This window comes from Erwinia sp. S38 (genome assembly GCF_016624545.1).
Lineage (GTDB): Bacteria > Pseudomonadota > Gammaproteobacteria > Enterobacterales > Enterobacteriaceae > Erwinia > Erwinia coffeiphila.
Genome location: NZ_JACVTS010000012.1, coordinates 65,673 through 90,777, shown reverse-complemented (window position 1 = coordinate 90,777; position 25,105 = coordinate 65,673). Strand labels below are relative to the sequence as shown.

Below are 25,105 nucleotides of genomic sequence, written 5' to 3'. Positions count from 1 at the left end.
CGGCTGGGTTCCTTAGCGATAAGGCCGGTTAAGGCGCTTTTCCAGACGCTTTTGCAGCATGGTCAGCAGAATGGTCACGGCCCAGTAGATCAGCGCCACCGCGATATAGCTTTCCAGGAAGCGGAAGGAGTTACTCGCCAGGATCTTGGTCTGCGAGAAGATCTCCGTTACGCCCACGGTAAAGGCCAGCGATGACTCTTTAATCAGCATAATCAGATAGTTGGCCATGCCCGGCACGGCCACGCGAATGGTCTGCGGCAGAATAACCCGGCGGAACCCCTGCCAGCGGGTCAAACCCACTGACAGGCAGGCTTCCATCTGGCCCGGCTCGACGGCGTTCATCGCGCCGCGGAACTCCTCGGCGAGGTTGGCGGCGTTCTTAAAGCTGAGCGCAATAATGGTCGCAGAGATCGCGTTCATCATGCTGATGCCGGGGAACAGCTGCGGGATACCGAAGTAAAAAATAAACAGCGTCACCAGCGTCGGCACCGAGCGGAAAAACGAGATATACAGCTCGGCCAGCGGAGTCAGGATCATGATGCGGTTGCGGATCAGCAGCGCAAGGCCAACGCCCATCACCGAAGCGATCACCATCGAGGTGACCGCCAGGAACAGCGTCATCGGTAAAAAGCTGAGCAGCGAAGGAAACGCCTCCAGCATAAAACGCAGATCGAAATTCATCGGCTTACTGTTCCTTGCTGACGTCCTGTTTCAGATACTGCTCGGACAGTTTGGTCAGCGTACCGTCGGCGGCCAGTTCTTTCAGCGCTTCATCAAACCTGGTGCGCAGCTCGTCGCCCTGGGCATTTTTCACAAACGGGAACGCTTCCTGATAGCGATAGACCGGGTTACCGGACAGTTTCAGCGGCAGGCGGGAGTTATCAATCAGCAGCTGTGCACCCGCGCGGTCCATGATGTAGGCGTCAATACGGCCCAGCGCCACATCCTGCACGATAGCGCTTGGCTCTTCGTAGGTGTGGATGTTGATACCGGCATCCGGGTAGTTTTTACGCAGGAAGTTCTCTTTGCTGCTGCCCACATCCACGCCCAGGCGCTTGCCTTTCAGATCGTCGATTTTCTGGATAGAGTCGTCGTCTTTGCGGGTCACCAGCTGCGCGCCGGAGTAGATGTAGGTCTGAGAGAACTGGTATTTCTCGCGGCGTTTTTCGTTGGCTTCAACCTGGTTGGCGATGGTGACGATTTTGCCGGAATCCAGCATACCGAACAGGCCGGTCATATCGGCCGTAGTTAATTCCACGCGGGAATAACCCAGCTTTTTCGCCACGGCATTCACCACGGCAATATCATAGCCTTCTAAATCTTTACCGTTTTGACGGTAAGAGAAACCAATACTCACGCCGAATGTACCGACCTGAAGGACTTTTTCTGCATCGGCGGCTTTCTCTTTATTATTATCACAGCCGGCCACCAGAACCGATAACCCCAGAACCAGTGCGAGAATACCTTTATTTGTAGATTGCATTATTTACCCTGATTTAAATTTTCTAGAAATAACAATATTATAGAGGCGGAAACGTATAACGCGGCGCCGGGATGCTTGCTACCAACAAAAAGGAATAAGATATAACATAAGGTTATATAAAATTCCCAGATGAAACAGGATAGCAGTTGCACCGCCGGTATAGTTAATAAAATAATAAGAACCATCTTAATCCGCAAAATAACGGATTTTCTAACCAGAGAGAGAATTATGCGTATTGTAGCCTGTGGTGACCTGCTATTTTCCAGCCGTAACCTGGTCAACCGCCTGGATAAAAGAATTATTAACTTACTTCAGGGGGCAGATGCAGTGTTTGCTAATGCTGAATTCAGCTGCCCGCAGCCGAATATTCCCCCTGCGGCAGGGCGTGGCTACATCACGGCGGTCAAACCGGCAACGCTGGATGAGTTTGTCGATCTGAACATCAAGCTGGTTTCCTTCGCCAACAACCACACCGGTGACTTCGGCTGGGAAGGCGTACTGAGCACCATCGACGCAGCGGAAGCGCGCGGCCTGGTTCCCTGCGGCGTGGGCCGCAATCTGGATGATTCCCGCCTGCCGCGCTTCCTCGATACCGCCGCCGGTCGTGTGGGCGTGGTGGCGCTCGGCTCAACCCGTTCAGAAGTGTTCCTGGCCGCCAACGGCGGCGCGGGCACCGTGGCGCGTCCGGGCCTGAACCCGCTGCGCTGGGGCCGCGCCTACGTGCTACCCGACGAACAGTTCGAGCAGCTGAAAAACATCACCCGCCTGCTGGGCACCGATGAAAGCGTGCGCGAAGGCATGCGCGTTGAGGTGATGGCCGATAAAGGGCCGGACGAGTTTAAATTTGGCTCGCTGTTCGAAAGCTCGCTGCAGATTGAGCGCGGCGAGAAAGCCGGGGTACGCACCTGGTACAACGAGCAGGACTGCCAGGAAAACGAACACAGCGTGCGCGATGCCGCTAACCGCAGCGACTTTACGCTGGTGAGCCTGCACACCCACGAAGGCGACAAAGACAGCTGGTACAGCCCGGACGCGCCGGCGTTCGTCGAATCCTTCGCCCATCGCGCGGTAGAGGCCGGTGCCGATGCGGTAGTCTGCCACGGGGCGCACTTTATGCGCGGGGTGGAAATCTACAACGGTAAGCCGATCTTCTATAACCTCGGCAGCCTGCTGATGGAGTTTGAAGCCGGTGAATCGATTATCGGCCCGGAAATGTACCAGGCCTACGGCCATAAAGTGGATGCGCGCCCGTCGGATCTGCATCGTGCCCGCGCGAAAAACAGCGCAGGCGAGTTCACCGGTTTTAATGCCGAAGCGCGCTTCTCACAAAACGCTCTGGCGGTGTTTGACGTGGAAGGCAGCAATATTCGCGTGCAGCTGCTGCCGCTGGATCTGGGTATGGACAGCCCGCGTGTACTGGATCGCGGCCTGCCGCAGATCGTCAGCCACCAGCAGGGTCATGAGATCGCCGCACTGCTGACGCGCATGAGCGAACGCTACGGCACCGAGTTCAGCTACCAGGAACAGGACGGTATGATCGCCTTTAACGCCCGTTAAGCGTCATTAAATACATCCGGTCGCCGACCGGATGTATACTTTGACTATTGATAAATAAAGGAACCGGGCCGAAATGGATGTAATACTCCCCCACCCACAGCGTAAAACACGGCTGGCAGCCTTCATCTTCGCCGCCACCTCACTGTTCTCTGCCGCCGCCGGTGCATGGCAGCCGATTGATATTGATGACGACAGCGTTCTGCGTTCGCCGCCCTCGATTGCGGTGCGTAACGGAACCCTCTACTTCGACGGCAAAATCATCGAAGGCTCCGCCGAGAAACTGCATCGCCAGCTGGAGATGCGGCGGGTGGAAAAAGTCTCGTTCAACAGCATCGGCGGCGATGCCAAAGAAGCGATGGAGATGGGCCGTGAAATTCACAAGCGCAAAATGGACGTGGAAGTGAGAAACGTCTGCGCCTCCGCCTGCGCCAACTATATCTTCCCCGCCGGGAAAAATAAGTTCATTACCCAAAACGCTTATCTGCTGTGGCACGGCAGCCTGCACAGCCCGACCGATGAAATCGCGCTGGATTCAAACGATCAGGGTCAAACGCACGAGATGATGGTGACTTCACCGCTGTTCACCGCATTAAAACAGCAGGAAGCAGAATTTTATCAGCAGATCGGCGTGAATGGCGATTTCGCCTGGTGCCCGCAGCGGCAGTCGGACTACCACGAAAAATTCCCGGAAAAATGGTTCTCCTGGTCGCAGGCTAATCTCGCGAAGTTCGGCGTCAGCAACGTTCGCTTTGCCACCAGCGCCGCCCGCTGGCAGAGCACCATGAGCGGCAAAGGCGTGATATTTGCTGACTACTGCCAGTAACCCCTCACCACCCAGATAATTACGCCAGTTAAATACGGATAAAAGGTCTGATTAACTGGCTTTTCACCACTGAGCAGCGTAAAGAATTGCAAATGACGAGCTAAAAAACAGGCCGCGTGGTAGAAATATCAGGTGTTTAACTCCCGAGGACAATTTCCTTTCCGCATCGACGAGAAGCAACAACGCGGATAAGTTGTAAAAATTATGGACAATCAGTTCAGAAACGAACGCTCTACACTCCCTGTCGTACTGGCTTTCCCCCACGCCCTTTCCGGTGAACAACACTGGCGCAACGCGCTTTAGTCCCGATCTTCCGTTTTGGCATCACGCACGCCGTGCGTTCATTTGCCCTGTTTAATTTCAGCCTGCGTCGGTTAATCCGCGCTTTCAGGCTCGCTATTCACATCTTACGGAAGATGCATCATGATTTACTGGCTATTACTGGCGCTGGCCATCGCCTTTGAAATTACCGGCACCCTGCTGATGAAGTGGTCCGGCGTCAGCGGCAATCCGCTTGGCTATTTTTTAATGCTGCTGATGATCGCCCTCTCCTATATCACCCTGTCGTTTTCGATTAAGAAAATCGCCCTCGGCGTGGCCTATGCGATGTGGGAAGGGATCGGCATTCTGTTTATTACCCTGTTCAGCGTACTGCTGTTTGAAGAGTCGCTGTCGCTGACTAAGCTACTCGGCCTGACCACGCTGGTGGTCGGTATTGCGCTGATTAAGTCCGGGACCCGCGCGGCGAAGAGAACCGTGGAGGTGCAGCATGCAGGCGTTTGAATGGGTGCATGCGGTATGGCTGGCGGGCGCCATCGTTCTGGAAATCGTCGCTAATATTTTCCTGAAACTGTCCGACGGCTTCCGGCGCAAGGTTTACGGCGTGCTGTCGCTGGGCGCGGTGCTGGCGGCGTTCAGCGCGCTGTCTCAGGCGGTGAAGGGCATCGATCTGTCGGTAGCCTACGCGCTGTGGGGCGGCTTTGGTATTGTCGCTACCGTCGCCGCGGGCTGGGTGCTGTTCGGCCAGCGCCTGAACCGCAAAGGCTGGGCCGGACTGCTGCTGTTGCTGGTGGGGATGATGCTGATCAAGCTGGCGTGATGACTATCCAGAACGGTGCCGCGCCCTGCAAAGCAGCACGGCACCCGCCGCAGGAGGCATTTAAACGCGATTGCATCCTGCGGCGAGACGCTGCGCCGCAGATCGATGAGACAGAAGAGACAGCGTTCATGCCAGTCTGCGCGCCAGCGCAATCAGCGGTAGTACACCGCGATGCGCTGGCCGTTCAGCTCTTCGATGGTAACAGGCAGATCGAAGATATCCTCAATCACCTGCGGCACCATCACCTCCTGCGGCGTACCGCGAAACACCAGCCTGCCGCCCTTCATCGCCAGAATGTAGTCCGACCACGCCGAAGCGAAGTTGATGTCGTGGATCACCAGCACAATCGACTTCTCCAGCTCGTCCGCCGCGCGACGCAGCTGGCGCATCATCGCCACGCTGTGCTTCATATCCAGATTATTCAGCGGCTCATCCAGCAGCACATATTTCGTGTCCTGGCATAACACCATCGCCACGAAGGCACGCTGGCGCTGCCCGCCGGAAAGCTCATCCAGATAGCGGTTTTGCAGCGGGATAAGATCCAGAAAGCCCAGCGCCTGGTCAACGTGGCGGCGATCGTCGGCGTTCAGCCGCCCTTTGCTGTAGGGGTAGCGGCCAAAGCTGACCAGATCGTACACCGTCAGGCGGCTGGTGAAATGGTTCTCCTGGCGCAGCACGGACAGCACCTGCGCCAGCTTTTCGCTGTTGGCATCGCTGACGTCCAGCGCATCGACGCTGACGCTGCCGCTGTCCGCCAGCAGCAGGCGGCTGATCACCGACAGAAGCGTGGACTTGCCCGCGCCGTTTGGGCCGATAATCGAGGTCACGCCCGATGACGGCAGAGTGGCACAGATATCCTGCAGAACCGGCTGCTGGTCATAGTGTTTACTGACGTTCTTTACTTCAATCACTTTTTGGCCTTCTTCAGCAACAGGTAGATAAACAGCGCGCCGCCGGTAAATTCAATCACCACCGACAGAGTTCCGGCCATATCCAGCAGGCGCTCCAGCACCAGCTGGCCGCCAATCAGCGTCACCATGCCGATCAGCACGCTGCCGGGCAGCAGATAGCAATGACGCCAGGAACCGATCAACGGATAGGTCAGGTTGACGATCAGCAGGCCGAGAAACATCATCGGCCCGACCAGCGCGGTCGAGGTCGCCACCAGCAGCGCCACCAGCAGCAGAATGCCGGTCACGTTGCGGCGATACGGCACACCCAGCGCCGTGGCAGAATTGGCCCCCAGCGCGATCACGTCCAGCCGGTGGCGCATCCGCCAGACCACCAGCGACACCAGCGCCACAATCAGCGCACAAACCATCAGCACGCCGCCGTCAGCGCGGGTAAAGGTGGCAAATATCCGGCTTTGCAGCACGGCAAACTCGCCGGGCGACATCAGCCGCTGCATCAGACCGGAGGCGCTGCGGAACAGCGTGCCGCACACCAGACCAATCAGCAGCACGCGGTGCAGATCCATCCCGGAACCGCTCAGCAGCCAGCGATAGAGCAGCGTGGCAAAGGTCACCAGCAGCGCGCCCTCCGCCAGGAAGCGGCCCACGCTGCCCAGCATGCTCAACCCGCCGATATCCAGCGCGAAGATCAGCACGGTTTGCAGCAGGACAAACAGCGACTCCAGCCCCATCACCGACGGGGTCAGAATGCGGTTCTGCGTCACCGTCTGGAACAGCAGCGTACCGATGCCGGACGCAAACGCCACCAGCACCATCGTCGCCAGAATCTGTCCCCGGTGTTTGAGGATGTAAGCGATATTGCCGTGGAGCTGGATGGTCATAAAGATCGCCATCAGCACCAGCACCAGCGCGCTCAGCAGCAGCAGGCGGCGGCCCGGCGTGAACCGGCTGGCGGTTGAGTTCTCAGTGTACACGGCGTTTTGACCTCACAATCAGCACGAGGAAAATCACCGCGCCCAGCACGCCGAGCAGCGCACTGACGGGAATTTCAAACGGATGGATAATCAGGCGGCCGATAATATCGCAGGCCAGCACCAGCATCGCCCCCAACAGCGCCACCCACGGCACGGTGCGCCGCAGGTTATCGCCCAGCGCCAGGCTGACGATATTCGGCACGATCAGGCCGAGGAACGGCAGCACGCCGACCACCACGATCACCACGCCGCTAATCAGCGCGATCATCGCCATGCCGATCAGCATGGTCTGCTGGTAGCGCAGGCCAATATTCACCGAGAAGTCGCGGCCCATACCGGCAACGGTAAAACGGTCGGCAATCAGCGCGGCCAGCAGGGTAATAACCCCCACGCCCCACAGCAGCTCATAGCGGCCCTGCATCACGCTGGAAAAATCACCGGACTCCCACGCGCCCAGCGCCTGCAGCAGATCGAACTTCATCGCCAGGAAGGTGGTGACCGCGCTGAACACCGCGCCGAGCATAATGCCCGCCAGCGGCACCATCAGCGACGATTTCATCCGGATGCGGTTAATCAGCAGCATAAACAGCGCGGTGCCGAACAGCGCAAACAGCGAGGCTACGCCCATTTTCAGCATAATCGGCGCGGCAGGGCTCACGATCATCACCAGCAGCAGGCCAAGGCTGGCCGACTGGGTCGTACCAACGACGGAGGGTTCAACAAAGCGGTTCTGCGTCAGCATCTGCATAATCAGACCGGCAACGCTCATGGCGCTACCCGCCAGCAGCAGCGCGGCAGTACGGGGGAAACGACTGATAAGCAGGATCTCGCGCATTTCAGGATCGGTCCACAGACTGACCAGCGTTACGCGGCTGACGCCCACAAACAGGCTAAAAACAGTAAGGCCCAGCAATAATGCCAGGCCTGCGGTAAAGGCGAAAGATTTCATTTACGGCTGGGTTTTCGACTTATCCAGTACCTGCTTCACCTGGGTCATCAACAGGCTGTAGCTTTGCAGGCCACCGGCGATATACAGCGAACCGGAGTCCAGATACACCACCTGCTGTTTTTTCCACGCGTTGGTTTTGCGCACCAGCGGGTTATCCAGCACCTGCTGCGCAGAGCTGCCCTCTTTACGGCCAATCGCACTGTCGCGATCCAGCACGAACAGCCAGTCCGGGTTGGCTTCCATCACGAACTCTGGCGATACCGAGTTGCCGTGGTTGCCGGTTTCCTTAAAGGTGGTGGCCGGTTTAAAGCCCAGCACATCATAGATAAAGCCAAAACGGGAACCCGGTGAGTAGGCGCTGAGCTTGCCGCCGTTAACCATCAGCATCATCGCGCTGCCGGCGTTGGCGGATTCTTTACGCACGTCGGCGATCTGGGCGTTAAATGCCGCCAGCACCTTTTTGGCTTTCTCCTGCTTGCCGAAGATTTCACCGAGCTGCTCAGTACGCTCGGTCATGCTGGCGAGGAATTTGTGCGGGTCAAGATCCGGAGAGATAGTCGGCGCAATTTCACTCAGTTTGCCGTAGGCATCACGCGCGCGGGCACCGGCAATAATCAGGTCGGGTTTGGCGTTGCTCAGGGCTTCAAAGTTTGGCTCAAACAGCGTACCGGCATCGAAATAGTCCTGGCCGTTATATTTTGCCAGGTGCGCCGGATAGTGGGCGCTGGTTTTCGGTACGCCAATCACCTTCACGCCAAGCGCATCGGTAATATCCAGCGCGGCCGGGCTGAGGACCACCACACGTTGCGGATTCTTTGGTACGGCAGTAGTGCCCTGGGCATGAACGATGCTGACCGTTGCCCCTTCAGTGGCAGCAAACACAGCGGGTGAACAGGCAAGTGACAGCGCAAACAGAGATGAAGTTAAGGCCTGAGGAAAACGCATTATCTCTCCTGAGAATCAGAAAACTGACATAAATGAGAACTATTCGTATTAAATTTTGTTGCGGGATAATAACGGCAAAATCCTGAAATGTGTAGTGTTTGAGATCAACACATCGTGCTAAATCCCTGGTTCCACACAAAATCTACACAATCTCCCGGAATGTAAAGGCAAAAATGACACTTAACGGACTGAAAAATACGCATTTACTGGAATTTTGCAGGTAAAAACTGACAAAAGTAGTCAATTGTGGAGATATTGTGAATTCGTCCTTGCGGGTCTTTTAGTGATAACAATTCTCGTTATCATACACATCATCTTACAATCCTCCACAATTTGAGATTATTTGATGAACAGATATGGACGTTTTCGGATTCACCCTCTGGCTCTGCTTCTTACCGGTTTAATGGCGACCACAGCCAGTGCAGCGGAAGACGCAGAAAGTAATGACAGCGACACCGTGATGACGGTACAGAAAACCGCTGAACAGGAACTGAAACAGCAGCCCGGCGTCTCCATCATCACCGCCGAAGATATTGCCAAAAGCCCACCGGTCAACGACCTCTCCGACATCATCCGCAAAATGCCCGGCGTCAACCTGACCGGCAACAGTGCCAACGGCAGCCGAGGCAATAACCGTCAGATCGACATTCGCGGCATGGGCCCGGAAAACACGCTGATCCTGATCGACGGTGTACCGGTGAATTCGCGCAGCTCGGTGCGCTACAGCTGGAAAGGCGAGCGCGACACGCGCGGCGACACCAACTGGGTACCTGCCGAGCTGGTTGACCGCATCGAGGTCCTGCGCGGCCCGGCGGCGGCGCGCTACGGTTCCGGCGCGGCGGGCGGGGTGATCAATATCTATACCAAGCGCCCAACCAAAGACTGGCACGGCTCGCTTTCCCTGTTCACCAATCAGCCGGAAGACAGTAAAGAGGGCGACACCAAACGCGCCAACTTTAACCTCAGCGGCCCGCTGGCCGGTGATGCGCTGACCATGCGCCTGTACGGCAACATCAACAAAACCGATGCCGATGCCGCCGATATCAACAACGCACAGAACGGCTCTTATGCCGCCGGTCGTGAAGGGGTGCGTAATAAAGACATTAACGCCCTGCTCTCCTGGAAACTGACGCCGTCGCAGATCGTCGATTTCGATTACAGCTACAGCCGCCAGGGTAATATCTACGCCGGAGACACCCAGTACAGCAACGGTAACCTCAGCCCGAATGGTCTGGTCGACTCGCTGTACGGCTCTGAAACCAATCGCCTGTACCGCCAGTCCTACGGCCTGACCCACAACGGCTTCTGGGAGTGGGGAACCTCGAAGTTCACCGCGTCGTATGAGAAAACCAACAACACGCGCCTGAACGAAGGTTCCACCGGGCGCGTGGAGGGGATGATTAACAGCGACGAGTTCAGCACCAGCCGTCTGGAAAACTACCGTACCAGCGGCGAAGTGAATATCCCGATTGAACAATGGCTATCGCAAACCGTTACCCTCGGTGCGGAGTGGAACCGGGAAGAGCTGAACGACCCGGCGTCAATCAGCGCCACCGATGCCAGCGGCGTGACCGTGGGCGGCCAGTCAGGCAATCCGGCGGACCGTAACCCGAAAAACAGCGCCACCACCGCGGCCGTCTACTTTGAAGACAATATCGAACCGTGGGTCGGCACCTTCCTGATCCCGGGCCTGCGCTTCGACCACCACAATCAGTTCGGGAACAACTGGAGCCCGAGCCTGAACCTGTCGCAGGATCTCGGCGAGTTCTTCAAGGTGAAGGCCGGTATCGCCAGAGTGTTTAAAGCGCCGAACCTGTATCAGTCCAGTGAAGGCTATCTGCTCGGCACGCGCGGCAACGGCTGCCCGAAAACCATCTCCAGCGGCAGCTGCTACCTGTTGGGTAACACCGATCTGGATGCCGAAGTCAGCGTGAACAAAGAGCTGGGGCTGGAGTTCGCCGCTGAGGGCTACTCCGCCGGCATCACCTGGTTCCGCAACGATTACAAAAACAAAATCGTCGCCGGCACCGACATTATTGCCACCACCACCAACAACTATAACGTGCTGCAGTGGGAGAACGGCGGTAAAGCGCTGGTGGAAGGGCTGGAAGCCAATCTGACCGTGCCACTGCTGCGTGATGTGCTCGACTGGCGCACCAACGCTACCTATATGATGGAGTCGAAGAGCAAGGAAACCGGCAACCCGCTGTCGATCATTCCGAAGTACACCATCAACACCATGCTGGATTATCAGGTGACCGATAAGCTTTCCACTGCGGTAAACTGGACGATGTACGGCCGTCAAAAGCCGCGTGAGTACAGTGAAACGCGACTGGAAGTGGAAGGGATGTCCAGCACTGAAATCGGTGCCTATTCGGTGGTTGGCATCAGCCTCAACTACGAGCTGACCAAAGATCTGCGCCTGAACGGCGGCGTCAGCAACCTGCTGGACAAACAGCTGTACCGCGCCAACGACGGCGCATCGACCTATAACGAACCGGGCCGCGCGTACTACGCCGGTGTCACTATGTCGTTCTAAGTCCTGTTTTCAGTCTCTACCTGTAACGGGCGGCCTGGCTGCCCGTTACTATTACGGATAGCTCCGACCCGATCCCCATTTCCCTGCTCGAACTTTTCCCTCGTCATGTCGTACGGATTTAAATCAATTCGTCACTTCAGAATACCCGCATTTTCCCTGTCAGAACCCCACAATGTGGCCAGACCAATTTAAATAAAATGTGAATGCCACGCACAGAAAGGCAAAATAAACATCACATCTGTTGTTTTATACTAACAAAATATTAACCATCAGCGGCAGCACACACGAAATCGCCATTTTGGTCAGACCAATCTGGTTATAAAAAGAATGTTTTTGGAGACGCCGCCATGCAACCCTGGCAACAAGTTTACGATCCGCTCGGCAATATCTGGCTGTCCAGCCTGATCGCCGCCATTCCGATCATCTTTTTCTTCTTCGCCCTGATTAAGCTCAAGCTGAAAGGGTACGTTGCCGCGACGATCACCGTTGCGCTGGCGCTGCTGGTCGCGCTGTTCCTCTACCGGATGCCGGTCGATCGCGCGCTGGCGTCGGTGGTTTACGGTTTCTTCTACGGACTCTGGCCGATCGCCTGGATCATCGTCGCCGCGGTGTTCGTCTACAAAATCTCGGTGAAAACCGGGCAGTTTAATATTATCCGCGCCTCGATCCTGTCGATCACCCCGGACCAGCGCTTGCAAATGCTGATCGTTGGCTTCTCGTTTGGTGCCTTCCTGGAAGGTGCCGCCGGATTCGGCGCGCCCGTGGCGATCACCGCCGCGCTGCTGGTAGGACTGGGCTTTAACCCACTCTACGCCGCCGGTCTGTGCCTGATCGTCAACACCGCGCCGGTGGCCTTTGGCGCAATGGGCATTCCGATTATCGTTGCCGGGCAGGTTACCGGACTGGACAGCTTTGAAATTGGCCAGATGGTCGGCCGTCAGCTGCCGTTCCTGACCATCATCGTGCTGTTCTGGATCATGGCGATCATGGACGGCTGGCGCGGGATTAAAGAAACCTGGCCGGCGGTGATTGTGGCGGGCGGTTCGTTTGCCCTGGCACAGTACCTCAGCTCTAACTTCCTCGGCCCGGAACTGCCGGACATTATCTCGTCGCTGGTTTCACTGGTGTGCCTGACGCTGTTCCTGCGCGTGTGGAAGCCGGTGCGTATCTTCCGCTTTGCCCCCACGGAGAACGCCACCGTGCAGCCGCTGGTGGTGGAAAAGTATCGTCCTGGGCAGATTATCCGCGCCTGGATGCCGTTCCTGTTCCTGACCGCCACCGTTACCCTGTGGAGCATCCCGCCGTTTAAGGCGCTGTTCGCTCCGGGCGGCGAGCTGTATAACCTGGTCGTGAACATCCCGGTGCCGTTCCTCGACAAGCTCGTGGCGAAAATGCCGCCGGTAGTCGCGGCCATTACGCCGTATGCCGCGGTGTATAAGTTTGACTGGCTGTCCGCGACCGGCACGGCGATTATCGTTGCCGCACTGATCTCTATCGTTTATCTGAAGATGAAACCGGCCGACGCGCTGAGCACCTTTACCAGCACGCTGAAAGAGCTGACGCTGCCGATTTACTCTATCGGGATGGTGCTGGCCTTCGCGTTTATCGCCAACTACTCGGGCCTTTCCGCCACGCTGGCGCTGGCGCTGGCCCATACCGGCCACGCGTTTACCTTCTTCTCGCCGTTCCTCGGCTGGCTGGGCGTGTTCCTGACCGGTTCGGATACCTCATCTAACGCCCTGTTCGCCGCGCTACAGGCCACCACCGCACAGCAGATTGGCGTGTCGGACCTGCTGCTGGTTGCCGCCAACACCACCGGCGGCGTGACCGGCAAGATGATCTCGCCGCAGTCGATCGCCATCGCCTGCGCCGCCGTGGGCCTGGTGGGCAGAGAATCTGACCTGTTCCGCTTTACAGTGAAGCACAGTCTGATTTTCACCTGTATGGTAGGGGTCATTACCACCTTACAAGCCTACGTGCTCACCTGGATGATCCCATGACCCTTGCGCCATCGCCTTCCGGCACCCTGCTCCTCGCCGGGCGTATTAAAACCCTGATCCATCAGCGCCAGCTGGAGCCGGGGGCACGTCTGCCCGCCGAGCGCCAGCTGGCGCAGGAACTGGGCGTCTCACGCTCTTCACTGCGCGAGGCTATTCGCTCGCTGATTGGTGAAGGCGTGCTGTACAGCAAACGCGGCGGTGGCACCTGGCTCTGTGATGAAAATACCCGCTGGTCGGAGGAACGCATCGTGCAGCCGCTGAAGGTGCTGGTTGCCGATGACCCGAACTATCACAACGATATTCTGGAGGCGCGCCACGCCATCGAGGCCAGTACCGCCTGGTATGCCGCGCTGCGGGCAACGCCCGCCGACAAAGAGCGGCTGCAAAACTGCTTTGACGCCATCCAGCAGCAGGAGAGCATTTCAGCCGATATGGCCAACCAGGCCGACGTGCGCTTCCATCTGGCGATTGCGGAAGCCTCACACAATGTGGTGCTGCTGCAAACCATGCGCGGCTTCTTCGACCTGCTGCAAAGCTCGGTGGCGCGCAGCCGCGAACGGATGTACACCGTCCCAACCATCTTTGCCCGCCTGACCGAACAACACGAAGAGCTGCTGTTGGCGATCCTCGCCAGCGACCCGGAACGGGCGCGTAAAGCGGCTCAGCACCATTTAGGGTTTGTCCTCACCACGATGAAAACCCTGCATGAAGATGAAGCCCGACAGCAGCGGATTACCCGGCTGCCGGATGACAGAGAATGATGTAACAAAGGATAGATCTGATGATTATTTCGGCAGGAACTGACTATCGCGCGGCGGCCAAACGTATGCTGCCGCCCTTCCTTTTTCACTATATCGACGGCGGCGCCTACGCCGAGCACACGCTGCGGCGCAACGTTGAGGACCTGGCGCAAATCGCCCTGAAGCAGCGCGTGCTCAACGACATGTCCGAACTGAGCCTGCAAACCAAACTGTTTAACGAAAGCCTGGCGATGCCGGTAGCGCTGGCCCCAGTGGGACTGACCGGAATGTATGCCCGCCGGGGTGAAGTTCAGGCGGCGCGGGCAGCGGCGGCAAAAGGCATTCCCTTTACGCTCTCCACCGTTTCCGTCTGCCCGATTGAAGAAGTCGCCCCGGCGATCAACCGTCCGATGTGGTTCCAGCTCTACGTGCTGAAGGATCGCGGCTTTATGCGCAATGCGCTGGAGCGCGCCAAGGCCGCAGGCTGCACCACACTGGTGTTTACCGTTGACATGCCAACGCCCGGCGCACGCTACCGCGATGCCCACTCCGGTATGAGCGGCCCGAACGCGGCGATGCGCCGCTATATGCAGGCCGTGCTGCACCCGCAGTGGGCGTGGGACGTTGGCCTTAACGGTCGTCCGCACGATCTCGGTAATATCTCCACCTACCTCGGCAAACCAACCGGCTTGGAAGATTACATCGGCTGGCTGGCAAACAATTTCGATCCGTCCATCAGTTGGAAAGACCTGGAGTGGATTCGCGAGTTCTGGGATGGCCCGATGGTGATTAAAGGCATTCTCGATGCTGACGATGCCCGCGATGCCGTGCGCTTCGGTGCAGACGGCATCGTGGTATCCAACCACGGCGGACGTCAGTTGGATGGCGTGCTGTCTACCGCGCGGGCGCTGCCGCAGATCGCCGATGCGGTGAAGGGCGACATCACCATTCTGGCCGACAGCGGCATCCGCAACGGTCTTGACGTGGTGAGGATGATTGCGCTCGGTGCCGACAGCGTGCTGCTGGGCCGCGCCTTTGTTTACGCACTGGCCACTGCCGGACAGGCAGGCGTCGAAAACCTGCTGACGCTGATTGAGAAAGAGATGCGCGTAGCGATGACGCTGACCGGAGCGAAAACTATCGCCGACATCACCCGCAGCTCGCTGGTGAATAACGGCCTGGCGTAAATCAGGACGGGGCCGGGCTGACCCCTGCCCCATCACTTATACAGCGGCAGATTACCGGTCAGGCGGCTGATTTTCTTTTTTGGCCCGATCAGGCCAATCGCTACCAGTTCAATCTGCCGGCTGTTCACCGGGGAAATGCGCTCGCCGTACTCCTCGTAGGTTCTGCACGACTGCGCCAGCGCACTAAACGGCATGGCGTAGATCTCTTCATCTTCGCTGGCGATATGCAGCAGCTGCTGCACGTAGTCATCTCCGGCCAGCAGTACCGGCAGCGGAGCATAAATCACCCCCGGGTAGTTGACGCCGTCCGCGCTTTGCAAATCCGGCCCCACCAGATTCTCAACCGTACGGCCAAAGCTGATGCCGATCACGCTGGCGGCATTCATCGCCAGCCCCGGGCTGAGCTGGTCATTGATTACGATGGTACAACGGTGCTGACTGGCATCAAATTTCATCTTATTTCCATACGCTCAGGCGTTTAACAGATCAATATTCAGGCCTTTATTATGCGCCGATGTGCCGGGAAAAAGTTGTCTTAATTAGTTGAAAATTGACCAGATAAGGGCATGATTTACCTTTAACAATCCGCTAAAAGACAGAGTCTGCCCCTATGAGCCTAGGCCCCACCGAGATAAAAATTCTTTCACTGCTGCAGCAGGATGCCCGCATGACCAATCAGACCCTGGCCGATGAAATTGGCCTCTCGGCTTCGCCCTGCTGGCGCAAAGTACGCAAGCTGGAAGAGGACGAGGTGATTCAGGGCTACCGCGCCGTGCTGAACCGCAAAAAAATTGGCCTGGGGGTGATGGTTTTTGTTCGCGTCTCCATCGACAGCCACAGCGAGTCCGAAGCGCGTCGGTTCGAACAGGAGGTCGCGGAATTGGAGCACGTGGTGGCCTGCTACAGCATCGGCGGCGATGCGGATTTTCTGTTACAGGTGGTGGCCCGGGATCTGGATGCCTACGCAGATTTCGCCATGACAGTAATCCGTCGCCTGCCGGGAATCAAAGAGATGCAAAGTATGTTTGTACTCAAGGAGATCAAACCGCTGGTCAGCTATCCAATCGTTAAGCAGGGATAAATCGTCAGGTGAAAGAGGCGGCCTCATCCAGAGGCCGTGCTGCTGTCCAGTCAGGGACAGCACGATGAGCAGCCGGGCGTTTAATCAGCCGCAGGCGTTACTCTCTTCCGCAGGGTAAAAAGAATAGCTGTTAATAAAAGCCTGACGCCATGCCTTAGGCGACATGCCGAAGCGCAGTTTAAAGAGCTTACTGAAAATACTGGGGCTGCTGAATCCACACTGGTAAGCGATGGTATCAATACGCTCTTCCGCAAAATTTTCTAAACGGTATCGGGCTGCTTTAAGACGCACTTCCTGCAGCACACGCATCACGGAAGTGTGCTGCTCAAGAAATGCACGATCCAGGCCCGAACGCGAGCAGCGCAGGGCAACGGCAATCGCATCCGGCGACAGGTTAACCTGAGCATAGTTTTGCTCAATGTAGCGCTTGGCGGCGGAAAAAATAAAGTTCTTACTGCCTTCGATACGATTACCGCGCTCTCTGCCTATATCCGCCAGCATCAGCAGCGAGACGTTATACAACCCGTCCAGAATGCTGGAGATGGCTTTGGTGCTCAGATGAGCCGCGTGGGCATCCAGCAGCATCATCTGCGAGCGAATAAACGGTGCCAGCGGCTGATTGTCGAGAGACAACGCCAGCTCATCCAAACCGCCACCCAGCGCGGCACGCGCATCGGCATAGGGCAGGATCAGAAACAGCTGCTTTACGTGGCCACTGTTATAGTGCAGAGGCTTATCCAGCTCGTACAGTGCCAGCGATCCGGCCGTCATCACCTTGGTTTCTAACAAGGTCCGCCCGGTCAGCTCCACGGTGCCCTGTAATAGCAGGGAAATAAACAGGCTGTCAGAGTCCGGTTTATACGGGTTGAAAATGGCGTTGCTCGTGCCACCCAGTACCGAACTGAAGCTCCCCTGTGCGGCGTCCGTTGCCCGCTGAGTGGCTTTCCGATCTCCAGCCCGACGGTTGTGCGCAGTATCCGTTGTATAAGGTTTACAATTAGTTGTTAAAAATTCGTAACGCAATTCACTTTCTATTTCGGCAGTATCAACCGTATGGAACTGATACAGTCCCTCAGGTCTTGGTAACACTATCGAAATGGGTCGTTTAATCAGTTGCTGATTCATTTGGTTTCACCTGCTGTATTAAATACGCAGAATCCTTTCCCACGCACGAAATCTAAACAAAAAAAGCAATTAAAAAAAGACTCTGATCTTTCTTTTTCGGCCTGTGAGGGAGAAAAACAAAAAATGACGGGCAAAGATATTTGATAGAATAGTTATTTTACTTAGTATTGTCGTAACCAGTAGCATACCTTAACAGTTTAGAAAGCCCCAATTTTACACTTTCTTTACGGTCTTATGTCGCTCTCAGTGCATAGGATGTTGAGCTAATGGTCAAACGCACACACAGCAAAGCATTAGATTGTTTTATATATGATAATTTTTTTCGAAAACCTATGAGTTGAAAGTATAAATCCACTTTATATTTTCTTTTTTGCTCTGAAAAAATTAATAAAAGATATTTTGAGGAACATATAATGAGCGACCTGATATTAATGACAGTTGCGATACTATTAATTGTCGTTTCTGCATATAGTCTTTTTTCTTATATTAAAGACAGAAAGACCTCGTCTTTCCCTAAGAAAAAACGCTAGTTTATTTAAGTATTTTTTAACTTTTTATTATCTTTTCAAACCCGATCTTTTCGGGTTTATTGTACTCTTTTTGTCTAAAATCAGCGCAAAGGATTGCGCCGATCGCTACTGCTGCCACCGCCTATCTATCTGATTCACGCCATAATGTCGATCCCTGCTCAGATTGACCCGTTGTTTTCGCGCCTGCCAGCAAAACGTTCCAGTGCCCACCATCAGCGTAGAAAACCTTTCTGCCAGCGCATCGCTTGCGCCCAACGCACTGCGCATGTCCCACTTTTCCGGAGTCGCTGCTGCCCAAATAGGATGGTGGGACAGAGTGATATTTAGCCAATGTTGAAGCGTGTTGCATTTCGATAAGCGGGGTATTGGGTGCAAATCGGCCGTATATACACCCGAACATTCGCACTAATTGACACAAATAGAGGGTTTACAAAAACTCATATAGCTTATGTCATTTAAAACGCATTTTGCCGCTATCAGTGGTGTGCAGGAGTAACTTCTATTCTTAACCGAATCTTCAGTAAGATCCTGCCAAAATCAGGGGGGCTCTGACGATAGAAACGATATTCTTAACTGTTTCGGTTGTAAGGTTAAGACAGCGTATTCCGATTGGATGATAAACGGATACTTCAGCATCTGAAGATTTCACCTCCGTGCCGGGTGCGTAAAGCAACAAAACGCGAGGATAAATGATTTGCGACGCCCACAGAGACATGCAAAAGGACAGGATGCCATGCCTCATTCTATACAGATATACATAGCGCAACCACTGATGCGTATACTTTGCTATATACAGATATACAAAGCGCAAGCACAAATGCACCTGCCTGCTATACACCGGATACATAGCCAGGTTCGGGGATGAAGGTTTCACCTCGTTCAGAGATGCGTGCCTGAAGTTTGCATAAACGCCCTAATCCTCCTCAAAGCAAGCAGGCACTATGAGGTGTAAAGCACATCGCGGGCAAAATCCAGTCCCTGACGAGCCAGCCGGGTCCTCAGTCGATGTCGTTTTCTTATACGATGACCGCACCTCGCCCCAACGGCTTAAACCTTCAGTAAACTGGCAGCCCAAACGCAAAAATGCGCTTTATTCGGAACAGGATCGTCACTCTGCGTTACATCTGGCTTATTTGAAAGCGCTTCCTTACAATAAGGGATCTGTTCACAGCAAATGCAAGGAATGACGGTGCCGAAAGCTATTCCAAATTCCACTATCGTGGATATTGCCCGACGAGCTGGCGTCACTAATATCACGGTATCACGCGCGTTTAATAAACCTGAACTGGTTAAACCCGCCACTCGTGAAAAAATCCATGCGATAGCCAAAGAACTGAATTATGTCCCGAACGCGTTTGCCCAGGGATTAAAAAGCAGCAGCAGCCAGATTATTGGTATTGTCACCAGCAGCCTGTATAACCCCTTTTATTCCTCGCTGATTCAGAGGGTGTCACGCATTGCCCGTAAACAAGGTTATCAGATTATGTTATTTGATACGGACGGCAGCGAAGAGGCGGAGAACCAGGCAATACAGGCACTGTTCAGCTATAAGGCCCGGGGTATTTTACTCTCGGCAGTACGAGATGATAAACAGTATCAGCCCGCCTATCTTGAGCAGGCCGAAGCCTATCACATCCCATTGATTCTTATAGACAGGGATATTTTTAACCGGCAGTTAAGCGGCGTTTTCCTGAATAACAATGAGATAGGTCTGCTGGCCGGAGAATATCTTGCCGCTCAGCCGGAATCTAAGATGCTTATTCTCGGTGGTCCGGCTAACTCTGAAATCACGCTCAGCCGAACCGCAGGTATTTTGGATGCGCTGTACGGAAAGAAAAATCACATCACTATTATAAACGGTGATTATGATTTTATATCACAGGAGCAGGAAGTCAGAAGCTGGCTGATGCAGGAAGAGAATCAGCCGGAATATATCATCGGTCTGAACGGGATCATTACGCTGGGCGCTATGTCCATATGTCATGAGTTAAATATCTATCCTCAAGTGAAATTTTTCTCCGTGGATAAGCCGCCAGGCTCGGCCAGTTATGGAATGCGTATTGCCGGGGTTTATCATGATACGGAAATGCTGGGAGAGATTGCGGCGGAATTATTGTTTAACGCGATAAAAACGGCGGATAGCGATCGGGTTGTACGGCGCGAATTTTTCACCGGGAGCCTGCTGGTTCCGTGAGTTCATGCCGCAGCCAGGTATGGTGCTCCGGTGAACGTTTGGGTACGGACTTGTCGCTGTTAGTCCAGCGCTCAGGCGACCGTTTTGGGCCGTGAATTTTGAAGCATCTTTTTCGCTGCCAGCGCGGAGTCCGGGCAATCGGTGACGGGCGGGTTCGCGGACCGTTGAGCGCAGGGATGCGCGATTCGAGGCCACACGGACGTGTTCACGCCGAGTCCGCGAACCCGACCGACACCGATACGCCTGACAACGGTCTTTCCGCGACACAATCCCGATACCGAAAGGAAAAAATGGGCTGCCCCAAACGGAACAGCCCTCCCCGCCCCAGGCGGCACGGCCAGATGCACCTGGCCAAACGACACTACTTACGCCTTACTGAACTCAAATAAATCGCTGCCAGAATAATTCCGCCCTTCACCACGTTCTGAATATACGGCGACACGCTCATCAGATTCAGCCCGTTGTTCAACACACCCAGCATCATCGCGCCCACCAGCGTACCGATAATCGCTCCGCGACCGCCGGAAATCGCCGCGCCGCCCAGCACCACCGCCGCAATCGCATCCAGCTCAAAACCTTCACCGGCATTCGGCTGGCCGCTCATCAGACGAGAAGTCAGCACCAGACCGGCCAGTGCCGCCGTCACGCCGCTGATCACATACACCAGCATCTTATAGCGCTGCACGCGGATACCGCTCAGCCGCGCGGCCTCTTCATTACCGCCGATGGCATAAACGTAACGGCCAAATGACAGATGGTGCAGCATGATCCACGCCACCACGTACACTGCCGCCATCACCAGAATCGGCACCTGAATACCGAACACCGTGCCGCGCCCCAGGAAGGAGAACACATCCGGCAGGCCGGAGATCGGATAACCGCCGGTATACAGCAGCGCCAGGCCACGGGCGATGCCCATTGATGCCAGGGTGACGATAATCGGCGGCATCCGCAGCCAGGCGATACAAGTACCGTTCGCCAGACCAAACAACACGCCGACCAGCAGCGCGGCCAGTACCGCCAGCGGTACAGGAACGGCGGCCATCATCAATCCGGCAGCAACGGAACCGGCCAGCGCCATCACCGGACCGACGGACAGATCGATGCCGCCGGTCAAAATCGCGCAGGTCATCCCCACGGCGATAATGGCGTTAATGGAAACCTGACGGGCGACGTTGGTCAGGTTATTCACCGTCAGGAAACTGTCGTTCAGCAGGCTCATCAGCACAAACAGCACCACAAAACCGATAAACGGCAGCACGGCAGGATGATGAAGCAGTTTTTCCCAGCGCTTCGCCAGCCCTGGTCCCGCAGCGCGGGGAGTTGAGGTAGATGACATCTGTTCGATTCCGCTCATTATGCGCTCCCGGTGGCATGTAGCATGATGTTGCCAGATTCAATTTCATTCCCGGCCAGTTCGGCGACGATGTGCCCGCCCCGGAATACCAGCACCCGGTCGCAAACGCCGATAATTTCCGGTAGCTCGGAAGAAATCATGATGATGGAGATGCCTTTTGCAGTCAGTTGCTGCATCAGCTGATAGATTTCCGATTTCGCGCCCACGTCGATACCCCGCGTCGGTTCATCAAAGATCAAAATATTACAGTCGTTGTTCAGCCAGCGAGCGATCACCACCTTCTGCTGGTTGCCGCCGCTGAGGGTTGATACCGCGGTATCGGCGTCAGGCGTTTTCACTCCCACCGCGCGGATCAGCTTTTGCACGATGTCGCGCTCTTTGCCGGCATGAACAAAAATCTTGCCGCGCTTTTCATGGCGGTTCAGCGTGATGTTCTGCGCCACGGAAAACGGCAGCACCAGACCTTCGGTTTTGCGGTTCTCCGGCAGCAGGCCAATGCCCTGCTGTAAGGCATGTGCCGGGCTGCTCAGCCTGCCGTCCTGGCCGTTAAGCTTGACGCTTTTACGGTAGCAGGGGCTGGCGCCAATCAGCGCGGAGATGGTTTCGGTACGCCCGGAACCCACCAGCCCGGCGAACCCGAGGATCTCTCCGGCGTGCAGATGGAAATGATCCGTCTGGCTCTGCTTCGTGCGCTGAACGCTGGCTTCCAGCAGTCGCTTAGTCCGATCCGGCACGTGCGACTTCACCGGGAAGGTGTTCTCAATTTTGCGGCCTACCATCAGCTTCACCAGTTCGTCGATATCGGTGTCGCTGGTTGGCAATGTTTCGATGTAGCAGCCGTCGCGCAGCACGGTGATGCGATCGCACACGGCGAAAATTTCATCCAGATGGTGCGAGATAAACACCATGCCCACGCCCAGCAGGCGCAGATCGTTCATCACGCTGAACAGGTGCTCGGCCTCACCCGGCGTCAGTGTGGCGGTGGGTTCATCCAGCACCAGCACGCGCGCGTCCAGCGACAGCGCTTTGGCGATTTCAACGAACTGCTGCTGCGCCACGCTTAACTGCTCCACCGGGCAGTCCATATCGATATCCACCGCCAGGCGTTTAAAGACGCTGCGTGCCTTGCGGCGCATCTCACGACGGTCCAGCAGCCCCCAGCGATTTTTTATTTCCCGGTTGAGGAAAATATTATCAACCGCGCTCATATAAGGGATCAGCGAGAACTCCTGAAATATAATGCCAATGCCCGCTTCAATGGCGTGGCGATAATTAGGAAAACTACAGTTCTTCCCCTGTAAGATAATTTCCCCTGCATCCGGCTGGTGAATACCGCACATAATTTTCACCAGCGTTGATTTACCCGCACCGTTTTCTCCAAGCAGCGCATGTATTTCTCCGGGCTGCACCGTCAGGTTAATACCATCCAGCGCTTTCACTCCGGGAAAGGATTTTTTAATCTGTTTTAATTCCAGTAAAGGTGTCATCAGCATCGCTTCCGGGTTATCGCTCTGCTTACGCAGAGCGAATATTTCACGCTATTACCAGCTAAAGCCTTTCGCATTGCTGTGGTCGATCAGCTTAACTTTTACCGGCACGGTTTTCGGAATATTGGCACCCCAGTGGCGGGCCAGCGCAATCCCCAGCGCGATGCGCAGCTGGTCACGCGGGAACTGTGCCGAGGTGGCGATAAACGGTGAATCCGCCTTTTCGATCTCTTTAATCGCTTCCGGCTGGCCGTCAACGCTGACCAGTTTCACCTTGGCGCCGCTGCTCTGAATTGCCGCCAGCGCACCCAGCGCGCCGGTATCGTTAACGCTGAAGATACCGTTCAGATCCGGGGCGGATTGCAGCATATTTTCGGTGACGGTCAGCGCGGTATCACGCTCCTGCTTGCCGTTCTGCTTGGTGACGATCTTGATATCCGGGTATTTTTTCATCGCGTCCTCAAAGCCGCGCACGCGCTCAAGGATGGGCACCACCGGAATACCGTCGAGGATGGCGACCTTGCCTTTCCCACCGATAGATTTCGCCAGATACTCCCCGGCCTGTAACCCCGCGTCATAGTTCTCGGAGCCGACAAACGAGTCCACCGGGCCTTCGGCCTGGGCATCAATCGCCACCACCACCGCGCCGGCTTTATGGGCAGACATTACGGCGGACTGCACGCCCACCGTATCCGTCGGGTTAATCAGCAGAATATCGACTTTCTTTTGCAGCATGTCTTCAACGTCATTAATCTGCTTGGAAACATCATGGTGAGCGTCGGCAACGTACACCTTCGCGCCAATTTCAGCGGCAGCCTGTTCCAGCGACTGTTTCATCGTAACGAAATAATCGTTATTTAATTCCTGGAAAGAGACGCCAATGGTTAATTGCTTAGCCACTGCAGCGTTTGCAGCCAACAACATTCCGCCCGCGATAATAATCGGCAGCGTTTTTTTGACGAATGAAAACATGGATATTCTCCTGTAGGGGGAAGTATTTTTATTGATTTATTAGCAACGGTATAAATAACATCGGTAAAAATAAACTACGGAACCAGAACAACCTTAATTGAATCGGTGGAGTCGGCCAGAGCAAATGCCTCATCCCATTTTTCGAGTGAATAACTGTGGGTCACAACGCCTTTCGATGTCACCAGCCCACGTTCAAACAGGTCGATGGCAATTTCATAGCTGTAAGGGGCCAGATGCGCACCGCGAATATCCAGCTCTTTGCGGTCGCCGATAATCGACCAGTCAACGGTGGTTTCTTTGCCGAACACGCTGAACTCCACGAAGCGGCCCAGCTTGCGGATCATCTGCAGGCCCTGCGTTACGCCCACCGGGGAGCCGGTTGCCTCGATATAGACATCGCAGCCGTAGCCGCCGGTCAGCGACTTAACAATTTTGTCGGCATCTTCTTTCAGCGGGTTGATCACCACATCGGCACCGTACTCTTTCGCCAGCGCCAGACGATTGTCCATTGCATCGATAACAATCAGTTTTTTGGGCGTTTTCAGCCGCGCTACCTGCACCATGCACAGGCCCAGCGGTCCGGCTCCGGCCAGCACCACCACATCATCCAGCTGAATATCGCCGCGCGCCACGGTGTGGATCGCACAGGCCATAGGTTCAATCAGCACCGCATCTTCATGGCTCAGGCTTTCCGGGATTTTGTGGACGATGGCGTTGGCCGAGAAACGCATATATTCCGCCATCCCGCCTTCGGCCACGTCTTTCTGGAAGCCGTAAATATTGTGGGTTTCACACATCCAGTAGCTACCGGATTTGCAGTAGCGGCAGTCCCAGCAGGGAACGATCTGCTCGGCAATCACCCGCTCGCCCACGCGGAATTTCTTCTCGCTGCCCTCGCCCAGCGCGGCAACGCGGCCGTAGAATTCGTGCCCCGGGATCACCGGCGGCTTCACCCACGGGTTTTCTCCCCAGAACATCTGTGCGCCGTTTTTGCACTTACAGTCACCGGCGCAGATGCCGCAGCCTTCTACTTTGATTACCAGTTCGTTGGCCTTCGGCAATGGCACCGGAACCTGCTCAAAGCGATAATCCTGGGGGCCGTGGCAGACTACGGCGCTCATCTTCTCGGGCAGCTGACTCATTTCTCTCTCC

General features: G+C 55.6%; 23 protein-coding genes. 11 read left to right on the top strand and 12 right to left on the bottom strand.

Annotated elements, in window-relative coordinates; all coding sequences use genetic code 11:
- Window positions 1–12: 12 nt before the first annotated feature.
- Both IBT46_RS14695 and IBT46_RS14690 read right to left on the bottom strand, forming a co-directional pair.
- The gene (locus IBT46_RS14695) at window positions 13–681 is read right to left on the bottom strand and encodes an amino acid ABC transporter permease (protein ID WP_105592428.1); all 669 of its coding nucleotides are present in this window, start codon (window positions 679–681) and stop codon (window positions 13–15) included.
- 4 nt (window positions 682–685) lie between these two features.
- Entirely contained in the window at window positions 686–1,483 is a 798-nt protein-coding gene (locus IBT46_RS14690; RefSeq protein ID WP_200546286.1) for a transporter substrate-binding domain-containing protein, read from the bottom strand.
- Between the two features lie 228 nt (window positions 1,484–1,711).
- On the opposite strand from IBT46_RS14690, the gene IBT46_RS14685 reads away from it, so the two are divergent.
- The 4 genes from IBT46_RS14685 (at window position 1,712) to mdtI (ending at window position 4,962) form a co-directional block, all read left to right on the top strand.
- Window positions 1,712–3,040 carry a CapA family protein gene (locus tag IBT46_RS14685; protein WP_200546285.1) on the top strand — a complete coding sequence of 443 codons (1,329 nt, stop codon included), beginning with the start codon at window positions 1,712–1,714 and terminating at the stop codon, window positions 3,038–3,040.
- Between the two features lie 73 nt (window positions 3,041–3,113).
- On the top strand, window positions 3,114–3,863 hold the full coding sequence (locus tag IBT46_RS14680; protein ID WP_200546284.1) for a hypothetical protein: 750 nt from the start codon (window positions 3,114–3,116) through the stop codon (window positions 3,861–3,863).
- A 420-nt stretch (window positions 3,864–4,283) separates the two neighbouring features.
- Window positions 4,284–4,646, top strand: a complete 363-nt coding sequence (gene mdtJ / locus IBT46_RS14675; protein ID WP_370569468.1) for a multidrug/spermidine efflux SMR transporter subunit MdtJ — start codon at window positions 4,284–4,286, stop codon at window positions 4,644–4,646.
- Window positions 4,633–4,962: a multidrug/spermidine efflux SMR transporter subunit MdtI gene (gene mdtI / locus IBT46_RS14670; protein ID WP_200546282.1), complete on the top strand. Its 330-nt coding sequence runs from the start codon at window positions 4,633–4,635 to the stop codon at window positions 4,960–4,962. Before mdtJ ends, mdtI begins: the two co-directional genes overlap by 14 nt.
- A 152-nt stretch (window positions 4,963–5,114) precedes the next feature.
- Here the strand turns inward: mdtI and IBT46_RS14665 are convergent, their stop codons facing one another.
- From IBT46_RS14665 to IBT46_RS14650, 4 genes are all read right to left on the bottom strand, one after another.
- Entirely contained in the window at window positions 5,115–5,873 is a 759-nt protein-coding gene (locus IBT46_RS14665) for an ABC transporter ATP-binding protein (RefSeq protein WP_200546281.1), read from the bottom strand.
- Complete coding sequence (locus tag IBT46_RS14660) at window positions 5,870–6,766, bottom strand: iron chelate uptake ABC transporter family permease subunit (protein WP_200546348.1); 897 nt, start codon at window positions 6,764–6,766, stop codon at window positions 5,870–5,872. The genes IBT46_RS14665 and IBT46_RS14660 overlap by 4 nt, the downstream gene beginning before the upstream one ends.
- Before the next feature lie 70 nt (window positions 6,767–6,836).
- Window positions 6,837–7,796: an ABC transporter permease gene (locus IBT46_RS14655; RefSeq protein ID WP_200546280.1), complete on the bottom strand. Its 960-nt coding sequence runs from the start codon at window positions 7,794–7,796 to the stop codon at window positions 6,837–6,839.
- Window positions 7,797–8,741, bottom strand: coding sequence for a siderophore ABC transporter substrate-binding protein (locus IBT46_RS14650; protein WP_200546279.1), 945 nt, complete (start codon window positions 8,739–8,741; stop codon window positions 7,797–7,799). It lies immediately after the preceding gene.
- Between the two features lie 403 nt (window positions 8,742–9,144).
- Here IBT46_RS14650 and IBT46_RS14645 point away from each other — a divergent pair, with 403 nt between their 5' ends.
- From IBT46_RS14645 to lldD, 4 genes are all read left to right on the top strand, one after another.
- Window positions 9,145–11,280, top strand: a complete 2,136-nt coding sequence (locus IBT46_RS14645; RefSeq protein ID WP_234480130.1) for a TonB-dependent siderophore receptor — start codon at window positions 9,145–9,147, stop codon at window positions 11,278–11,280.
- A gap of 347 nt (window positions 11,281–11,627) precedes the next feature.
- On the top strand, window positions 11,628–13,280 hold the full coding sequence (gene lldP / locus IBT46_RS14640) for an L-lactate permease (protein ID WP_200546277.1): 1,653 nt from the start codon (window positions 11,628–11,630) through the stop codon (window positions 13,278–13,280).
- Entirely contained in the window at window positions 13,277–14,041 is a 765-nt protein-coding gene (gene lldR / locus IBT46_RS14635; protein WP_200546276.1) for a transcriptional regulator LldR, read from the top strand. Before lldP ends, lldR begins: the two co-directional genes overlap by 4 nt.
- A gap of 20 nt (window positions 14,042–14,061) precedes the next feature.
- Entirely contained in the window at window positions 14,062–15,207 is a 1,146-nt protein-coding gene (gene lldD / locus IBT46_RS14630) for an FMN-dependent L-lactate dehydrogenase LldD (RefSeq protein ID WP_105592442.1), read from the top strand.
- A gap of 32 nt (window positions 15,208–15,239) precedes the next feature.
- On the opposite strand, the gene IBT46_RS14625 is transcribed toward lldD, so the two are convergent.
- Window positions 15,240–15,662 carry a DUF2000 domain-containing protein gene (locus tag IBT46_RS14625; protein ID WP_105592443.1) on the bottom strand — a complete coding sequence of 141 codons (423 nt, stop codon included), beginning with the start codon at window positions 15,660–15,662 and terminating at the stop codon, window positions 15,240–15,242.
- 155 nt (window positions 15,663–15,817) lie between these two features.
- Here IBT46_RS14625 and IBT46_RS14620 point away from each other — a divergent pair, with 155 nt between their 5' ends.
- Complete coding sequence (locus IBT46_RS14620) at window positions 15,818–16,288, top strand: Lrp/AsnC family transcriptional regulator (protein ID WP_200546275.1); 471 nt, start codon at window positions 15,818–15,820, stop codon at window positions 16,286–16,288.
- A gap of 84 nt (window positions 16,289–16,372) precedes the next feature.
- On the opposite strand, the gene IBT46_RS14615 is transcribed toward IBT46_RS14620, so the two are convergent.
- Complete coding sequence (locus IBT46_RS14615; RefSeq protein ID WP_200546274.1) at window positions 16,373–17,413, bottom strand: AraC family transcriptional regulator; 1,041 nt, start codon at window positions 17,411–17,413, stop codon at window positions 16,373–16,375.
- A gap of 413 nt (window positions 17,414–17,826) precedes the next feature.
- Here IBT46_RS14615 and IBT46_RS27710 point away from each other — a divergent pair, with 413 nt between their 5' ends.
- Together IBT46_RS27710 and IBT46_RS14605 are read left to right on the top strand one after the other, a co-directional pair.
- Entirely contained in the window at window positions 17,827–17,943 is a 117-nt protein-coding gene (locus IBT46_RS27710) for a small membrane protein (protein WP_146114129.1), read from the top strand.
- Window positions 17,944–19,132: 1,189 nt separating this feature from the next.
- Window positions 19,133–20,137 (top strand): LacI family DNA-binding transcriptional regulator, encoded by a 1,005-nt coding sequence (locus IBT46_RS14605; RefSeq protein ID WP_200546273.1) that lies wholly within the window; start codon window positions 19,133–19,135, stop codon window positions 20,135–20,137.
- A gap of 361 nt (window positions 20,138–20,498) precedes the next feature.
- Here IBT46_RS14605 and IBT46_RS14600 read toward each other — a convergent pair whose 3' ends face one another.
- From IBT46_RS14600 to IBT46_RS14585, 4 genes are all read right to left on the bottom strand, one after another.
- Window positions 20,499–21,476, bottom strand: coding sequence for an ABC transporter permease (locus tag IBT46_RS14600; RefSeq protein ID WP_105592597.1), 978 nt, complete (start codon window positions 21,474–21,476; stop codon window positions 20,499–20,501).
- Between the two features lie 17 nt (window positions 21,477–21,493).
- Window positions 21,494–22,981, bottom strand: a complete 1,488-nt coding sequence (locus tag IBT46_RS14595; RefSeq protein WP_200546272.1) for a sugar ABC transporter ATP-binding protein — start codon at window positions 22,979–22,981, stop codon at window positions 21,494–21,496.
- 54 nt (window positions 22,982–23,035) lie between these two features.
- Complete coding sequence (locus IBT46_RS14590; protein WP_105592446.1) at window positions 23,036–23,953, bottom strand: ABC transporter substrate-binding protein; 918 nt, start codon at window positions 23,951–23,953, stop codon at window positions 23,036–23,038.
- 74 nt (window positions 23,954–24,027) lie between these two features.
- Window positions 24,028–25,095, bottom strand: a complete 1,068-nt coding sequence (locus IBT46_RS14585) for an alcohol dehydrogenase catalytic domain-containing protein (protein WP_200546271.1) — start codon at window positions 25,093–25,095, stop codon at window positions 24,028–24,030.
- Window positions 25,096–25,105: the final 10 nt, after the last annotated feature.

What these genes read in the sequence shown, in the direction of transcription:
- IBT46_RS14615 (WP_200546274.1), bottom strand. Translation starts at nt 17,413, where the DNA reads ATGAATCAGCAACTGATTAAACGACCCATTTCGATAGTGTTACCAAGA.
- IBT46_RS14645 (WP_234480130.1), top strand. Translation starts at nt 9,145, where the DNA reads ATGGCGACCACAGCCAGTGCAGCGGAAGACGCAGAAAGTAATGACAGC.
- IBT46_RS14690 (WP_200546286.1), bottom strand. Translation starts at nt 1,483, where the DNA reads ATGCAATCTACAAATAAAGGTATTCTCGCACTGGTTCTGGGGTTATCG.
- IBT46_RS14590 (WP_105592446.1), bottom strand. Translation starts at nt 23,953, where the DNA reads ATGTTTTCATTCGTCAAAAAAACGCTGCCGATTATTATCGCGGGCGGA.
- IBT46_RS14625 (WP_105592443.1), bottom strand. Translation starts at nt 15,662, where the DNA reads ATGAAATTTGATGCCAGTCAGCACCGTTGTACCATCGTAATCAATGAC.
- lldP (WP_200546277.1), top strand. Translation starts at nt 11,628, where the DNA reads ATGCAACCCTGGCAACAAGTTTACGATCCGCTCGGCAATATCTGGCTG.
- mdtI (WP_200546282.1), top strand. Translation starts at nt 4,633, where the DNA reads ATGCAGGCGTTTGAATGGGTGCATGCGGTATGGCTGGCGGGCGCCATC.
- IBT46_RS14595 (WP_200546272.1), bottom strand. Translation starts at nt 22,981, where the DNA reads ATGACACCTTTACTGGAATTAAAACAGATTAAAAAATCCTTTCCCGGA.
- IBT46_RS14660 (WP_200546348.1), bottom strand. Translation starts at nt 6,766, where the DNA reads ATGGCGATCTTTATGACCATCCAGCTCCACGGCAATATCGCTTACATC.
- IBT46_RS14655 (WP_200546280.1), bottom strand. Translation starts at nt 7,796, where the DNA reads ATGAAATCTTTCGCCTTTACCGCAGGCCTGGCATTATTGCTGGGCCTT.
- IBT46_RS14680 (WP_200546284.1), top strand. Translation starts at nt 3,114, where the DNA reads ATGGATGTAATACTCCCCCACCCACAGCGTAAAACACGGCTGGCAGCC.
- lldR (WP_200546276.1), top strand. Translation starts at nt 13,277, where the DNA reads ATGACCCTTGCGCCATCGCCTTCCGGCACCCTGCTCCTCGCCGGGCGT.
- IBT46_RS14695 (WP_105592428.1), bottom strand. Translation starts at nt 681, where the DNA reads ATGAATTTCGATCTGCGTTTTATGCTGGAGGCGTTTCCTTCGCTGCTC.
- IBT46_RS14685 (WP_200546285.1), top strand. Translation starts at nt 1,712, where the DNA reads ATGCGTATTGTAGCCTGTGGTGACCTGCTATTTTCCAGCCGTAACCTG.
- lldD (WP_105592442.1), top strand. Translation starts at nt 14,062, where the DNA reads ATGATTATTTCGGCAGGAACTGACTATCGCGCGGCGGCCAAACGTATG.
- IBT46_RS14620 (WP_200546275.1), top strand. Translation starts at nt 15,818, where the DNA reads ATGAGCCTAGGCCCCACCGAGATAAAAATTCTTTCACTGCTGCAGCAG.
- IBT46_RS14650 (WP_200546279.1), bottom strand. Translation starts at nt 8,741, where the DNA reads ATGCGTTTTCCTCAGGCCTTAACTTCATCTCTGTTTGCGCTGTCACTT.
- IBT46_RS14585 (WP_200546271.1), bottom strand. Translation starts at nt 25,095, where the DNA reads ATGAGTCAGCTGCCCGAGAAGATGAGCGCCGTAGTCTGCCACGGCCCC.
- IBT46_RS27710 (WP_146114129.1), top strand. Translation starts at nt 17,827, where the DNA reads ATGAGCGACCTGATATTAATGACAGTTGCGATACTATTAATTGTCGTT.
- IBT46_RS14600 (WP_105592597.1), bottom strand. Translation starts at nt 21,476, where the DNA reads ATGTCATCTACCTCAACTCCCCGCGCTGCGGGACCAGGGCTGGCGAAG.